The sequence below is a fragment of the Nitrincola alkalisediminis genome, assembly GCF_009821115.1.
Classification (GTDB): Bacteria; Pseudomonadota; Gammaproteobacteria; order Pseudomonadales; family Balneatricaceae; genus Nitrincola; species Nitrincola alkalisediminis.
On the sequence record NZ_VYTY01000001.1, the window covers coordinates 623,228 to 638,859 of the forward strand.

Genomic DNA, 15,632 nt, shown 5'->3' on the forward strand with positions numbered 1-15,632 from the left:
GATATCTTATTATTCACAAACTCTGACGCTGGTGACACGCCAGTGGTGATTCATACAGGATGACAGCATGTCGGGTAACAGCATAGGTAAACTTTTCACGCTTACAACCTTTGGTGAAAGCCATGGTTTGGCCCTTGGGGCCATAGTGGATGGTTGCCCTCCGGGAATCGAGCTGAGTGAGGCTGATCTCCAGCTGGATCTAGATCGTCGTAAGCCTGGGACGTCTCGCCACACAACGCAACGCCGTGAAGCCGACGAAGTGAAAATTTTATCGGGTGTGTTTGAAGGGCGGACGACGGGTACTCCAATAGGTCTGGTCATTGAAAACACTGATCAACGCTCTAAAGACTACTCTAATATTCAAGACACCTATCGTCCAGCGCATGCGGATTACGTGTATGACCATAAATATGGTTTCCGTGATTACCGTGGTGGTGGCCGTTCATCGGCACGCGAAACAGCGATGCGCGTGGCCGCCGGTGCGATTGCCAAAAAAGTGCTGGCCAGTAAAGGTGTGCAGATTCGTGGGTATTTGTCGCAATTAGGCCCGATTGCCATCGACCCTGCGCGTTTTGATTGGTCAGAAGTGGATAACAATCCTTTTTTCAGCCCGGATGCACAGGCGGCTCTGGAAATGGCCGATTACATGGATGCCTTGCGTAAAGAAGGCAATTCCGTTGGCGCTAAAATCACGGTGGTTGCTTCAGGTGTTCCGGTTGGATTGGGGGAGCCGATTTTTGATCGACTCGATGCGGAATTGGCGCATTCATTAATGAGCATCAATGCGGTTAAGGGTGTCGAAATCGGTGATGGATTCGATGTCGTGAGCCAAAAAGGCACGGAGCATCGCGATGAAATGACGCCAGAGGGCTTTTTATCGAATCATGCTGGCGGAATCTTAGGGGGAATCTCTACAGGCCAAGACATTATTGCCCATATCGCCTTAAAACCCACATCCAGTATGCGTCTTCCAGGTCGCAGTATTAATCGTCAAGGTGAAGCCGTTGAAGTGATCACCAAAGGGCGGCACGACCCCTGTGTGGGGATACGCGCAACACCGATAGCGGAAGCGATGATGGCCGTAACACTTCTTGATCATTTGCTTAGACACCGCGGTCAAAATGCCGACGTGGTCACTGACCTGATCAAACTTAGTTAATACTTAACCCTAAGAGGGGAGTAGAGCCTTGGCAGATCCAAAAGATAGACAAGCCTTAACTCCAATCAATGGTAGCGGTACCCCCGTTACCACTGAATCTAAAGATTTTTTTATTCAGCGTGACGATTACTGTTTTGCGGGAACCCATTTAATCATCGATTTATTTGGGGCCGATCGTCTGGATGATATCGAGACGATGGAGCAGGCGCTTCGTGAGTCGGTGATCGCCGCGAACGCGACCTTGTTGCACCTGCATTTACACCACTTTACCCCGAATGGAGGGGTGTCGGGTGTTGCGGTGTTGGCCGAGTCTCATATCAGTGTGCACACATGGCCAGAGCGTCATTATGCAGCGTTTGATGTGTTTATGTGTGGTAATGCAACGCCTAAGAATACCCTGCCCGTGCTAAGGCGTTTTTTTTCGCCGGATGAGGTGAAGGTAACCGAGCACCTTCGAGGGCAGATGCCACTGGGGCCCTTATGATGACCTTTACCGAAACACTTAACTCTGGCTATGGGCAGTCTTTCAGTGTTGAAGATGTTTTGTACGAAGTGCAAACCGATTTTCAACACCTGATCATTTTTCGCAATCCTGTGTTTGGTACCGTGATGGCGCTCGATGGCGTGGTGCAAACAACGGAGCGGGATGAGTTTATTTATCACGAAATGATGGTGCATGTGCCGCTGATTGCGCATGCTCAGGCAAAACGTGTCCTCATCATTGGCGGAGGTGATGGCGGTATTTTGCGAGAGGTGGTCAAGCATCCCGGTGTTGAGGAAATCACTCAGGTTGAGATCGATGCTCAGGTCATCGACATGTGTAAAACCTACTTGCCACACCACTCTAACGGGGCCTTTGATGACCCGCGTGTTTCCATTGTGATACAAGACGGTGTTGAGTTTGTAAACCAAACCACGCAAACCTTTGATGTCATTATTTCCGATTGCACCGATCCGATTGGTCCGGGCGAAGTTCTGTTCACCAGCGATTTCTACGCAGGCTGTAAACGAATCTTATCCGATAAGGGAATTTTTGTGGCTCAGAATGGTGTGCCATTTATGCAGCCTCAAGAGCTTAAGGATACGCGCCTTCGCTTAGGTGCGTATTTTAACGATCAGACCTTTTATACGCTGACGGTGCCAACCTATGCCGGTGGTGTCATGGCATTAGCCTGGGCAAGTGATCATGTTCTGTATCGCAGTGTATCGGCTGAGCAGATTAAGGAATATTTGGCTAAGCATGCGATCCACACCCGCTACTATACGGCTGAAGTTCATCAAGCGGCATTTGCGTTGCCGGGGTATATTCAGGCACTGCTGGGTTAAAAATCCTGATTTGAATCCATTTTTTGGACTGCCCGCGGGTTTTTGGGAAAAAAGTGTGCGTCGGCCTGAATTTGAAGGCTAAATTGGCGAGTGTTTTTATAGGGCATTTTCATAAACCCCGAGACCCCTAAGCCATTGATTAAGGGAACGGCTGAGATAATGCGCGCCAAGGAGGCCTTGAAAACATCGTGTTGGGTAGGATCTAGCAGCACGTAATCACTGTGAATTTTGAGATGCGTCGGCAGTGCCTCGAAGATAATTAAGCCTGTGTGCCGAATATCGTTGAGGTAGGCGATTTCAGTCATAATCTCGCTGGGTAGCGTGAGAAACTCATCAGGATCTTGTCCATCCTCAAAATACGAGTGATTGCGGCTTTTGTCTTCAGAGAGTGGCGCTTGCATCACCTCGAAGGGAATCACTAAGTCGGCGGGCGGGATAAATGCATCGCTCTCGGATGCGCGCCGAATATGACGCGTGTTTTTCGCATTAAATAAACAGCATTTGAATACACCGTCACGATGAATGGCTCTTGCTAAATTCACCATCGTGTTGACGGCTTGCGTAAAAGCTAATGTTAGGTTGTCATCCTGTAAATTAAGGCTGGAGTCAATGAAAACAGCGTTTTCTTCCCAGCGAATTGCCAGTCCGCCCAACACAGGGTAGCGGCCTAAGCGGCTGATGGAGGCAAGAAAGGCGCGTTCGGTTTTTCCCATGCCGTGCATGAAGTTTTTATAGTATTTTTCCAACTCCACATCCTTCACGTCAGCCATTAAATAGGGGTCGATGTTTCCTTCACGCAGAAAACTCTTGCGCGAGCTGTAGACCACTGTTTCGATATCGAGGCCATCGTCATGATTCCAAACAGGGATCAGGGCTTTTTCAGGAGGAAGGTGTAAATCGGGAAGGGCTAAGCGGCTCATGTATTTCATGTGGGTTAACAAATAGTCGCCCGCTTGAGCACGAACCTGTGATGAGCCCTCTAAAAGTGCTTGCAGTGTCAGAGCGAACTCCTTGGGTAAGCCCAGAGAGGTGGCAGGGATGGCTTCGTAGCCATATCGACAGCTTTGACCCGATGCTAGGGCATAGAGAGTACCTGCCATGCCTTGTTCATCAAAACGCGGTGAGCTGAGTTCGCCATTTAATTGCTCATCACCAATAAAATAGACATCGCCGAGCTTGGCGTTGGTTTGTTGTAAACTATCACTCAAAAAATTAAAGGGGGATTGTCCAATCGCGTGGCCATTGGCATCCACTTGAGCAAAGACGCTGGATCCCCAATCAATCAGTTTGATGGTTTCTGTTCTTGGATCAAACACGATATTAGAGGGTTTAATATCACCATGAACGATGGGGCAGTCATGGTTGTCCTGACGAACATTGCGCAGTGCAATCAATACGTCTACCAGTTGTTTGGCAATTTTAATAATTAAGCGTGGTGAAAGCTTGCCGTGTTGAATGGAGTAAGCGTCCAGATCTAAACCGGGTGCGCGCTCCATCATTAAAACTGATTGGCGTGAGATTTTTGTATACTCGCTGACGGCTGGAATAATCGGGTGCAAGACTTGGCTCTGCATCCAGGCCTCATCTTCAAGCCGATCTTGAATGTGTTGCGGGAGGTTAATGCGCGAAAACTTAAAGACATAGTCATTTGCATTGCTATCACGCCCCCCGAACACAAAGCCATACGCGCCTTTGCCGATAAATTCGATATTGCTGAAGCCCAGCCGCATGAGTTGGTCCATGCAGAGCTTAACCCAGTCTTTGATCTTCTGAGCATCTTCATGGCTCATCAGATAAATCGACTGTTCCTCATTAATATAGAACTGTTGCAACAAAGGACGCGTCATCTGAATCCCCTCGTTACTTCAATTCAGCCAGCATCCGTAAGGGGTTCTCGAGATAGCCCTTCCAGTGACAACAGAAGCGTGCCATGGTTGCACCGTCGAGAAGGCGATGATCTCCAGACCAGCTTGCGTGTAGGATTTTAGCGGCGACGACATTGCCGTTTGCATCAAAGCGAGGCAGCGTTTGTATACGTCCGAGTGCGACAATGGCGACTTCTGGCTTATTGATGATAGGGGTCGCAACTGTTCCACCTATGGCACCTATGTTGGAAATCGTGATACTACCGCCTTTCATATCGTCGGCTGATAGCTTCCCTTGTCGTGCGGCATGCGTCAGTTCATTGAGTTTGCGAGTGAGTTCAAGCAAAGACAGATCCTGAACACGTTTCACGTTAGGAACCAGAAGTCCGATGGGGGTATCGGCCGCCATGCCAATATTTATGTCATCCAAGTAATGAATTTCGGTAGCGTCTTCGTTCAGTCGGCTGTTCAAAATAGGATAGGCTTGCAGCGACAGCGCCAGTGCTTTCATGAAAAAAGGCATGAGGCTGAGCGATAAACCTTCGGCTTCAAACTGGGGCTTGAGTTCACGGCGGACAGCGTCAAGCTGGGTAACATCTATCTCTTCTGCATAGGTGAAGTGAGGAATGCTGCGTACAGAGTCTGCCATTTGTCGAGCCATGACGGCACGAACGCCTTTGATGGCTTCAATACGAACACCTGAAGACGGGGGTGCGCTTACGGATTGAGTTGGGGCGTGTGTTGTGTCGACGGATGATGGCTCAAGTAGGTCTTCTTTGAGCACGCGGCCATTTTTGCCAGATCCCTTTACCTGAGTTAAATCGAGATTCATTTCTCTGGCGAGTCGTCTGACGGCCGGGCTGGCAATGGCCTTGGATGATTGTGCCATCGGGCAGGCGAGCGCTGAGCTGGTTGCGGTGGAGGATGCCGTGTCGTCACCGGAAGAGGTTGCTTGGCTGGCGGATTTTGCGTCAGGAACCTCTGCTCCAAGCGTTAACTCTTCGGCGTCACTCACGACCTCTATCTCAAACAAGGGTTGGTGCACCTTCGCAATTTCGCCTTGAGCATAGTAGAGTTTTGTAATGACGCCCGTGTGCATAGAGGTAATTTCGACCAGTGCTTTGTCGGTCATGACGTCAGCAACGGGTTGATCCTCTTGGATGTTCTGTCCTTCGTGAATGTGCCACTCGACCAGCTCGCACTCAACGATGCCTTCACCTATATCGGGAAGAATAAAATCAATTTTCATGTTCATGCTCCTATTAAAATCAATGCATCAAAAAGTCATGCTGGCCTTAATGGCTTCGAAGGTTTTCAAAGCATCGGGCATGTACTCTTTTTCTAAAGCCAAGGGGAAGGGGGTATCCAAGCCTGTGACTCGTATGATGGGTGATTCCAAATAGAGGAAGCATTCTTCTTGGATTGCAGCGGCAATTTCAGCGCCAAAACCTGAAGTTTTCGGAGCTTCGTGGTTAATGATTAAGCGGCCTGTTTTTTTCACAGAGGCCGCCAGTAAATCTCTATCCCAAGGAAGCAGGGTTCGTAGGTCTATAAGCTCACAGGAAATACCTTGTTCAGCGGCCATATCAGCAGCTTTTTCAATGGCTTCTACCTGTGCACCCCAAGCCACCAGTGTAATGTCTGTTCCTTCACGTAGCAGGTCTCCTTGGCCTAACGGAAGTTCATAGTCCGTGTCGGGAACCTCCCCAACAGAAGCGCGGTAGAGCTTTTTAGGTTCAAAGAAAATAACGGGGTTTGGGTCGCGAATCGATGCCAATAACAAGCCTTTGGCTTGATAAGGGTTGCGCGGTACCACGATTTTCAGGCCGGGTGTGTGCGTAAAATAGGCTTCGGGTGACTGTGAGTGATAGTGAGCGCCATTAATACCGCCACCATAAGGGGTACGGATGGTTAGGCTACCGACGTTGAATTCATTGCCCGAACGGTAACGAAACTTTGCAGACTCATTAACGATCTGGTCGAATGCTGGAAAAATATAGTCGGCGAACTGAATTTCAGCAATGGCTGTCATGCCTTGCGCTGCAGCCCCATTGGCAAAGCCGATAATGCCTTGCTCAGTTAGGGGGGTGTTAAAGCAACGTTGTTTTCCGTACTTTTCTTGCAAATGGCTAGTGGCACGAAAGACACCACCAAAGTGTCCGACATCTTCACCAAAACAAATAGCGAGGTCATTTTGCGCCAGAGTGCTATCAAGTGCTTGGTTGATCGCTTGCAATAGGTTGATTTTACTCATGGTCAAGCCTCCAGGATGTTTTGGGGTAAGCCTCGGGGTATTTACGGATATGGGCTTTTAGAGCGTCATATTGTTCCTGTAAATGCCAGGGAGGCGTGTCATAAACATCGCTGAATAGATCTTCCAGTGTTGGAGCTGGAATCTTTTCGGCTTTTTTCATGGCGTTTACAATCGCACTTCTGTGCGCTTGTTTGCGCTGTTCTTCTTGGTCTTCATCCCACCAGCCTTGTGCGATTAACCAGAGTTTGAAACGAAGGACAGGACACTTGGCCCGCCAGGTTTCTTCTTCAGATTTATTGCGGTATCCACTGGGGTCGTCAGAGCTGGAATGCGCACCTAGGCGATAGGTCATGGCCTCAATTAACACTGGCTCATGCTGTTCGACTGCCATTCTGCGGGCTTCTTGCGTGGCTTTGAGGACGGCCAGTACATCGTTGCCATCGACTCGCAGCGTTTTTATACCGTAGCCAACTCCTCTTGATGCAATCCCATCTCCAGCGAACTGTTCGTGAGCGGGCGTTGAAATGGCATACCCATTATTGCGACAAAAGAAAATAACGGGCACTTTAAAAACCCCTGCCATGTTCAATGCGGCATGGAAGTCTCCTTCGGAGGCTGCGCCTTCACCAAAGTAACAAATAACGCAGTTGGGTTTATTCTGCGTTTTTAACGCGAAGGCGTAACCCGTTGCTTGCGGAATTTGTGTGCCAAGTGGGGATGAAATGGTCATATAGTTCAGCGCTTGCGAACCATAATGAATTGGCATTTGGCGTCCTTTGCCTAGATCCAGCTCGTTTGAAAAAATTTGATTCATGAATTGATCAAGGCTGAAGCCTCTAAAGGCGAGTGCGCCTTGCTCACGATACTGTGCCATGATCATATCATCAGCCGTTAAAGCGGCTGTACTGCCAATATCTGCGGCTTCCTCGCCCGTTTCGGTCATATAGAAACTAATGCGGCCTTGACGTTGCGAGGCAAGCATGCGTTCGTCTAAGGCACGAATGAAGAGGAATGTATCGTAAATTTTGAGTGCGAGTGCCTCGTCAATATCCGGCAAACTGGCGTCAGGGTATAGCGTTCCATCATCCTTGAGAATCCGCAGTGTGGGGATGCTCAGTTGAGAGCTATCAATAAATACAGGTCGATGCACGATCAGCGCATCTGTCTTGCGTTTATCCGTCATAATGTACCTTCTTGTTCTTATTGTGGTGACCATCGATTGTGTCGATTGTCGATAATTGAATCGGCTAGGGGATCACCCTAATGAGTTCAACGCAGAGAATGTAATACTCTGCTGCGTATTTGTAAAGCCTAGACCAAAGAAGGAAAAAATGAAGCAAATGAGGCGTTATCGACCTTGCTTGTTTTGATACATGCGTATGTCAGCGACTTGAGTCAGTTCAATTTCAGTTGCGCCATCATCAGGGTAAAGGGCGATACCAATGCTACAGCTAAGATTGACAGAGTCAGGCTCGCAAAAAGGATCGGTAAATGCTTGATGGATTTTATCGACGACTTGTTGAGCGGCGGCTCGTGAGTCAACATTGTGCAATAAAATCACAAACTCATCCCCGCCGATGCGACTGACGGTGTCTGACTCTCTTACGATGGCTTTGAGTCGGGTTGCGACCTCTTTTAAGACTAAATCGCCGAAGTTATGGCCAAATTCATCATTTATGGGTTTAAAGCCATTTAGGTCGATTAATAGAACGGCAAATGACGATGAGTGACGTTTTGCATGTTTAAGGGATTGATTCAGTCTGTCTGAAAAAAGTGAACGGTTGGCCAAGCCTGTGAGTGGGTCGTGTTGAGCAAGATGGCGATGTCGCTCTTCGCTACGACGCAATTCGTCATAGGCTAGATGGCGCTCAATCGCAATTTCAGCAAGCTGAGCGCTTTCACGGATGAGTTGAATGTCATCGGAGGTCGGTTCAGAGACCTTGGTGTGATAAATGGCAAAGGTCCCTAAGAGATGTCCATTTTTCCGCATAATGGGTTCTGACCAGCAGGCTTTAAGGCCATGTTTAAGCGACAAGTGTTTATAGTCTTTCCAAAAAGGATGCTGAGCGATATCGGCGGTGATGACGCGTTTTTTGAAATAGGCGGCACTGCCGCAGGCACCAACGGCTGGGCCTATTTTTACGCCATTAATGGCTTGGTTGTATTCCTGAGGCAAGGAGGGTGCTGCACCAATGTGCAGTGTTTCAGTATCGGAATGAAAGAGTAAGATACTGCAAAATGTTTTTGGGTTGTAGGCTTCAACACTGAGAACGATCTCTTGTAGGATCTGCTCAATGGGTTGATCGGCGGCAATCATTTCCAGCAATGTGTTGCGATGGCGTTGCAGGACTGCGGCTTTATTTTTTTGACGTAAAAGCGAGTTGAGCTTGAGATTGACGCGGTAAATATAAAGGGCAATACCACTCACCAGTGATGCTATCAGTGAGGAGATGATCAATGGAGCAAACCAAGACGTGCTCGTATTGCTGGGATGCTTAAACAAAAACTCGGATAGATCAAGTGGACTTGAGACTAGGTTCAAGGATTGGTAGGTGTTGTGAATATGCGCCCATCTTCCGGGGTTGATATAGCCTATCTCAATCAGCTCAGGCTTGATCAATTGGTGCATGCGGCTGGCTTCAAATTGAAGAAAAGATGCGCTATGCGTTTGAGTGTATTGTTCCAGAATCAATTCGATGATGTAGTCTGGATTTTGTAAGGCATAAGTCCAACCTTTCAGGCTCGCTTGGGTGAAGGCGCTGACAATGTCAGGGCGCTGTTGGGCGAAGGCTTTGCTGGTAAAGAGATTGTCACCGTAAAAATCGATGCCGACCGAGCGGGGGGTGTAGATATGGTATCGGAAGTTGGCTAAGTCTAAATAATAAGGCTCATGCGTAATATAAGCCGACATGGCATCGACCTTTCCGGTGATTAAATCCTCAATGGAAAAGGTATGAGGTAAGCGCTTGTCTTGCTCAAGAAAAATACTTTCATACATTAGATACGCGAGTAGCTCGTCGGAGCCTTCTTCTAGCATGATCGGCTTGTCGGCAAGGGTATGGATGCTTTGTAGGGCAGTGTCCGCTTTCGAAATAATCACTTGGGGCGAGTGTTGAAAAATATTGGCAAGCAGAACCACTTCGTTGCCCTGATCTAAGTCGAGCAATAGGCCGCTGGTCCCTACGCCAAAATCAGCTTGGCGAGAGACAACCTGTTGAGTCGCATTAATACCGGGAGCTCCTTCAATCAGGCTTACATCAAGGCCTGCTTGCTCGTAAAACCCCTGATCGATGGCGGCATAGTAACCTGCAAACTGAAATGCGTGAGTCCATTTGAGTTGCAAGCTCACTTTTTCCAAACCAAAAGCCGTAGGAGGCAAAAATAGTAGGCTCCATAAAACGATGCATAAGGAGTAAAAAATTCGACCGAGCGTAGAGCGCAATTTCAAGTCACTGGCCTCGTGAAGGGTACATAGGTTGTAAGGCTCTCTTTAAGTGTAGAAGGTAAGTGTGAAAAGTATATAGTGTCTTGCCTCAAGAGTTGTGTGTATTGGCTGTTGTGCGCTAGTACGGCTATAAAGCATCGCACTTTTTCTAAAGTGACGTCAAAATTCAAACGCTGTTCCTATCAAAGCGAAAGCAAGAAAAAGCACAATCGCTCAATAAATTAAGGCTACATACCGAAGTTATTTTTCCGCAGTTGCTTTCTATTCAAACAAATAATATCAGAAAAAAACGAATTTTTAATCACATGCCCTCCATTATGGGCGATTCTTCAATGGTTTTTTTGCGTTTGCACAAAAGATAAGTATGATTTAAGTAAATTTTATACTTGATTTGCCGGTCTAAAATTAAATACACTCTTTTTATCGGCTCAGACACCCTTTGAGTTGTTGTTTTTATGTAAATTAACCAAATAAATACAATAAGCATGGTGAGAAAATGAAGTTTACGCCTTTTCGGGTGCCAAGACTGGTATCCTGTGTCTCCTTAGCACTTGTTGCAATGGCTGGAATCCCAAGTATTGCAGTTGCAACACCTTCCCTGACATTAGATGCCAACATTGAGTTGGATACGGATGCTGTGAAAGCATCGTCAAGTAAATCCAGCTATGATCAAGGCGGGCGTTTGGAAGTCAATTTTATGGCTGAGCATCGCATGGGGGATCACTTTGTGCGGGGTAAAGGGACAGGGTTGCTGAAAACCGATGGGAAAACGGCGACGGATGATATGTGGCTGATGTTTGGTTCGGATCAGTGGGATATACAGGCAGGGCGATTTGAGGCGGTTAACCTGTTCCCTCTAGGAAAAGATACGGTCATTATGCATGCAGGTGATGGCTCTGCCCGTGTCTATGAAGCCAATTTAGTGCGTGGGCGAGTGAGTGATGGAGGGCAGTTTGCGTTTCATGCGAACCCATCGGATCAAATTCGTTTTGAGCTGGCGACCGCCTATGGTCAAGGTGATAAGTCGAGAGCATTTACCGGTGTTCGTCCTTCGGTCACGTTTGTGGGTCAGGGCTTTACACTAACCGCAGGGTATGAGCATCAGAAATTTGATGATGCGCAAACAACGCATAAGGCAAATGGCGTTGGTGTGACCGCAGGGTTTACTCTAGGAGACGCTCAGGTAAACTTGAGTGCAGCGCACTTAAGGGATCGTAGTCAGCCTTCAACTGTAAAGGTTAACAGTTACGGTGCCAACCTGACGCTGGGTGGCTTTGGTGCTGGTATCATTCATTCAACAACTGCATTAAGTCAAGCGGCTGATCCTGATGTCACGACGGCCTACGCTGCCTATACATTACCGCTGTTTGATATTCAAAATGCGAGTGTAACCTTTGCAGGTTCGACCTCTCGGGCCGATAATGTTGCCTCCGATAAAACCGTACACGCGTTAAGACTGCGCTTTAACTACACGTTCTAATTGATCCCCCTTCAACTCAATTAGAGCGTCAGCCTGTAAAGCAAAAGTGGGGCGCAACTGAAGGATGCGCCCTGTTTGGAACAAACGAATGGGTTCAGTCAGTAAGCTTACAATCAAAGATGTTGCTAAGGCGCTTAATGTGTCGACGGCAACCATTTCAAATGCGTTTAACCGCCCTGATCAATTATCAATACAATTACGCCAAAAAATCATCGAGCAGTGTAAATTATTGGGGTATGACGGCCCGAATAGTGGTCTGAAAAATCGCCGTAATCAGCGCAGTGGTATTGTCGGTGTGCTCTTGTCCGATGGGTTGTCTCAGAGCATGATTGACCCGGTTGATAGCCAATTTTTATCGGGTGTTGGTAAGGTGCTAGATCAGCAGGGGTATCATTGTTTAATGCTGCAGTCGCTCGACAAAATCGATGCAATGCAGCAGCGCTCTCTGGAGACCTTGGTGGATGGCATTATTGTCTATGGCATGATGAGGCGTCCAAGTAGCTATCAGCGTTTGTTGACCCAGCATAAACCCTTGGTTACCGTCGACTTTACCCTCGATGCGTTTCCCTCTGTCACAATTGATAACCTCACGGGTGCAAGAAATATTGCACGGCATGCCTTGCAGCACGGTCATCAGCGTGTAGCGATTATTGGGCTTCGCGTGGTTTTAGATGAGTGCGTGTGTCGAGTAACAGAAGAGCGGGTGTTGAATTTAGAATCCTCTTTTGGCATGCAGCGTTTGATGGGGTATCAGGAGGCCTTGCAAGAAGTGGGTATTGCACTCAGCGAGGTCCCTGTATGGAGTCTGCCTGAAAACTCCCATCGTCAAGCTTACCCATTGGTGTGTGATATTTTGTCGTCTTTGCGACCGACATTATTGTTGTGCATGAGTGATACGATTGCCTTGGCTGCAATGCAGGCGGCCAGTGCACTGGGTTTGTCCGTTCCGCAGGATCTGCATATTGTTGGGTTTGATGGCATTCCTTTGGATGAAAATATACGGCCGTCTTTGACAACTGTGTATCAGCAAAGTGTTGAGAAAGGGCAAGCGGCGGCTCGGGTCTTGTTGGGGCAAAAAGATCAGCAGCATACGGTGCTGGATACTCAGTTGCTTGTGAGGGAGAGTTGTCCTTATCCTGAGTAAAGCTTCAGGTGCTTTAGCAAAAAAAACCAGCGACAGCTGGTTTTTTTGTATGAGGAATTAGATGTTTTGGTGTGGGCGTAATTGAAAGACGGTGTCTCGTGCAATTTGTTGAATCGCAGCCCAGTCTTGTTGATCAATCAGCGCTTGCGGTGTTAGCCAAGAGCCGCCGACACACATGACATTGTTGAGATTTAAATAGTCTGCTGCTGATTCAAGGCGAATACCGCCGGTAGGACAGAAGCGCACATCGCCGATAGGGCCCGCAAAGGCTTTGAGGGCATTCACGCCACCGGAAACTTCTGCAGGGAAAAATTTAAAGCGTTTGTAACCCAGCGCATAGGCTTGCATAAGCTCTGAAATCGTTTGAATGCCAGGTAATAGAGGCACCTGTTGAGTGAGTGCGTGTTTGAGTAGCTCTGTCGTGGAGCCCGGTGTGACGATGAACGTAGCACCTGCCTTACAGGCTGCCTCATATTGCTCAGGATTCAGTACGGTTCCTGCGCCGACTTGTGCGTCAGGTAGGTTGTCGGCGATGAGTTTGATGGCTTCTAGGGCAATATCGGTTCTGAGAGTGACCTCAAGAACCGGTAGTCCGCCCTTGACGAGTGCTTCAGCAATAGGGAGTACTTCATCCAGTGAATTAAACGTTAATACCGGTATCACAGGGCTTAAGCTGCAGATGCGGTCGATTTCAGTGATATTTTGTTGTTTTAATGTTTCGTTATTCATAGTCAATCCTGATCAGCGGCCGTTGAGTCCAACTTTAAAGTCAGCATTAGGCGCTCCAATAAATGGTTAATGGATGTGCAAGAAAGTAGCGAATGGGCATTTCAATTGAAGGGCCGTCGCTTAATGCCTTCTGTAAGGTTAGGAGTTTGTCTTCACCGCAAATGTGTAAAATTCGGCGGTGTGCATTGAGAATGCGTTTGGGTGTTAGGGTTAAGCGAGAATAGGGTGCCGTTTTAGGGGTGACTAATGCGCAATGCGACTGACTATTCACTGCTGACTCTATGTCATCGGAGCAAGGGAACAGTGAGGCAGTGTGCCCGTCATTGCCCAGTCCTAGTATGATAAGATCTAATGGATCGCTAACCTGATTCAAACGAACTTCGCATTGAGCTTGTTGCTCTTGATGGGTTAGATCTGAACGGTCTTCAAATAGTGCAACGAAGGATGCGTCACTGGCACAGTTTTGCAGTAACGTATGGCGAACTAAGCCTGCATTGCTATCTGGGTGTTCATGTTTTAAGCAGCGGTCATCGGCTAATGTAATTGTAACCTTAGCCCAGTCTAAGGGGGTTAGGCTGAGTTCATGAAAAAGCTGAATGGGGGTTCGGCCACCCGAAACAGCCATGCTGGCCTGTTGGCGTTGCTGAATCGCTTCGCCTAGCTGTTGAGCAGTATTTTTAGCCAAGGCATGAGTCAGTTCTTCTCGGCTAGAGAAGCTCTTCCATTCAATGTGTGCGGGTAAGTTGAGATCACTGATTTTCATACCAAACTCTTCCGTCGTTTGCGAGTAATAAATCCGAGTTAGCAGGTCCCCAGCTTCCTGCAGGGTAGGGAAGAGGTGGGCTGTTTTGTTTTTGCCACTGGTTTAAGAGAGCATCACACCATTTCCAGGCATGTTCGATCTCATCTCGGCGTACAAAGAGGTATTGCTGGCCTTTGATCACTTCAAGAAGGAGTCGCTCGTAAGCATCGGGAACACGGTCAATGCCGAAGGCTTGTGAAAAGCTGAGTTGAAGTGGTGCTTTTCTCAGTTGCATGCCTTTTTCCAAACCTTGATCTTTGGTCAGAATATGCAGGGCAATACCTTCATCAGGCTGTAGCTTGATGATCAACTTGTTGTTGGCAAGTTGGCGTTGTTCGGGGTCAAAAATATAATGGGGTTGCTGCTTAAAATGCACAACAATCTGAGAGGATTTTTCAGCCATGCGTTTGCCTGTGCGCAGGTAAAAAGGCACGCCCGCCCAGCGCCAACTTCCGAGTTCAACACGAATAGATACAAATGTCTCGGTTTGGCTCGACGTGTTTGCTCCCTCTTCATCAAGGTAGCCAGGAACGCGTTGGTCATTAATGTAGCCACTTGTGTATTGGCCACGAACCACGTGATGGCCCATTTCTTCCGATTTGATTGGGCGTAAGGATTTGAGTACCTTTACTTTTTCGTCGCGAATGCTGTCGGCTGAAAGGTCGGCAGGTGGATCCATCGCAACAAGGCATAGAAGCTGCAGGAGGTGGTTTTGCACCATATCGCGCAGTTGTCCAGCTTTGTCAAAGTAACCCCAGCGTCCTTCAATGCCCACTTTTTCAGCCACGGTGATTTCGACGTGGGAGATGTGGTTTTGATTCCATTGAGTGCCAAACAGGTTGTTGGCAAAACGAAGAGCAATCAGGTTTTGAACGGTTTCTTTGCCGAGGTAGTGGTCGATGCGATAGATTTGGGATTCATCAAAATACTTGCCGACCTCCGAGTTAACCTGATGAGATGTTTCCAGGCTGAACCCTATCGGCTTTTCGAGGACGACTCGGCTTTGCGCATTTAAGCAGCCTTGTTCGTTTAAGTTGGCACTAATGGTGCCGTATAAAGACGCGGAGGTGGCGTAATAAAACACGCGCTCTTTGTTGCTTGAGGCGTCTAGGATTTCTTTTAGGGGTTGGTAGCTGTCTAACTCATCAAAATTCACACTTAAAAAATGGATGCGTTCTATGAATGCTTCTAGAATTTCGGTGCTCATCAGGCTTTCGTTCACATATTTCGTGAGGCTCTGACGTGTTTGACCTATCCCTTTGTCTTGGTCTGTGTTGCGAGCAACGCAGAGGATTCGCGTATCTTTATGGATGAGCTTGGCGCGTTCGAGTTGGTAAAGTGCAGGCAGCAACTTGCGTTGTGTTAAGTCGCCCAAAGCACCAAAAAAAATAATGTCGCAAGCGGATAGGTGTGCAGTCATGGTTGATA

The 15,632-nt window shown here is 47.9% G+C and carries 13 protein-coding genes; 5 read left to right on the plus strand and 8 right to left on the minus strand.

The window, feature by feature from the left end; all coding sequences use genetic code 11:
- Positions 1-67: 67 nt before the first annotated feature.
- The 3 genes from aroC to speE are packed head-to-tail and all read left to right on the plus strand — an operon-like array spanning position 68 to position 2,485.
- Positions 68-1,159 (plus strand): chorismate synthase, encoded by a 1,092-nt coding sequence (gene aroC / locus F5971_RS02910; protein WP_193493916.1) that lies wholly within the window; start codon positions 68-70, stop codon positions 1,157-1,159.
- Between the two features lie 28 nt (positions 1,160-1,187).
- Entirely contained in the window at positions 1,188-1,643 is a 456-nt protein-coding gene (gene speD / locus F5971_RS02915) for an adenosylmethionine decarboxylase (protein WP_193493919.1), read from the plus strand.
- Positions 1,640-2,485 carry a polyamine aminopropyltransferase gene (gene speE, locus F5971_RS02920; protein WP_223116233.1) on the plus strand — a complete coding sequence of 282 codons (846 nt, stop codon included), beginning with the start codon at positions 1,640-1,642 and terminating at the stop codon, positions 2,483-2,485. The genes speD and speE overlap by 4 nt, the downstream gene beginning before the upstream one ends.
- On the opposite strand, the gene F5971_RS02925 is transcribed toward speE, so the two are convergent.
- From F5971_RS02925 to F5971_RS02945, 5 genes are all read right to left on the minus strand, one after another.
- Entirely contained in the window at positions 2,482-4,332 is a 1,851-nt protein-coding gene (locus tag F5971_RS02925) for a protein kinase domain-containing protein (RefSeq protein WP_193493921.1), read from the minus strand. The genes speE and F5971_RS02925 overlap by 4 nt on opposite strands.
- 13 nt (positions 4,333-4,345) lie before the next feature.
- Positions 4,346-5,599: a 2-oxo acid dehydrogenase subunit E2 gene (locus F5971_RS02930; protein WP_193493924.1), complete on the minus strand. Its 1,254-nt coding sequence runs from the start codon at positions 5,597-5,599 to the stop codon at positions 4,346-4,348.
- A gap of 27 nt (positions 5,600-5,626) precedes the next feature.
- On the minus strand, positions 5,627-6,604 hold the full coding sequence (locus F5971_RS02935) for an alpha-ketoacid dehydrogenase subunit beta (RefSeq protein ID WP_193493926.1): 978 nt from the start codon (positions 6,602-6,604) through the stop codon (positions 5,627-5,629).
- Positions 6,597-7,787, minus strand: a complete 1,191-nt coding sequence (locus F5971_RS02940) for a thiamine pyrophosphate-dependent dehydrogenase E1 component subunit alpha (RefSeq protein WP_193493928.1) — start codon at positions 7,785-7,787, stop codon at positions 6,597-6,599. Before F5971_RS02940 ends, F5971_RS02935 begins: the two co-directional genes overlap by 8 nt.
- A 165-nt stretch (positions 7,788-7,952) precedes the next feature.
- Positions 7,953-9,983 (minus strand): diguanylate cyclase domain-containing protein, encoded by a 2,031-nt coding sequence (locus F5971_RS02945; RefSeq protein ID WP_223116234.1) that lies wholly within the window; start codon positions 9,981-9,983, stop codon positions 7,953-7,955.
- 562 nt (positions 9,984-10,545) lie between these two features.
- Between F5971_RS02945 and F5971_RS02950 the strand changes: the two genes are divergently transcribed.
- Together F5971_RS02950 and F5971_RS02955 are read left to right on the plus strand one after the other, a co-directional pair.
- Positions 10,546-11,529: a carbohydrate porin gene (locus tag F5971_RS02950; RefSeq protein WP_051514554.1), complete on the plus strand. Its 984-nt coding sequence runs from the start codon at positions 10,546-10,548 to the stop codon at positions 11,527-11,529.
- 88 nt (positions 11,530-11,617) lie between these two features.
- On the plus strand, positions 11,618-12,673 hold the full coding sequence (locus tag F5971_RS02955; protein ID WP_246187747.1) for a LacI family DNA-binding transcriptional regulator: 1,056 nt from the start codon (positions 11,618-11,620) through the stop codon (positions 12,671-12,673).
- A gap of 57 nt (positions 12,674-12,730) precedes the next feature.
- Here F5971_RS02955 and F5971_RS02960 read toward each other — a convergent pair whose 3' ends face one another.
- From F5971_RS02960 to zwf, 3 genes are read right to left on the minus strand one after another with little or no spacing between them, the layout of a single operon-like run.
- Positions 12,731-13,402 carry a bifunctional 4-hydroxy-2-oxoglutarate aldolase/2-dehydro-3-deoxy-phosphogluconate aldolase gene (locus tag F5971_RS02960; protein ID WP_193493941.1) on the minus strand — a complete coding sequence of 224 codons (672 nt, stop codon included), beginning with the start codon at positions 13,400-13,402 and terminating at the stop codon, positions 12,731-12,733.
- 46 nt (positions 13,403-13,448) lie between these two features.
- The gene (pgl, locus tag F5971_RS02965; RefSeq protein ID WP_193493943.1) at positions 13,449-14,165 is read right to left on the minus strand and encodes a 6-phosphogluconolactonase; all 717 of its coding nucleotides are present in this window, start codon (positions 14,163-14,165) and stop codon (positions 13,449-13,451) included.
- A complete protein-coding gene (gene zwf / locus F5971_RS02970) occupies positions 14,152-15,624 on the minus strand; it encodes a glucose-6-phosphate dehydrogenase (RefSeq protein WP_193493945.1) in 1,473 nt (490 codons plus the stop codon). The genes pgl and zwf overlap by 14 nt, the downstream gene beginning before the upstream one ends.
- Positions 15,625-15,632: the final 8 nt, after the last annotated feature.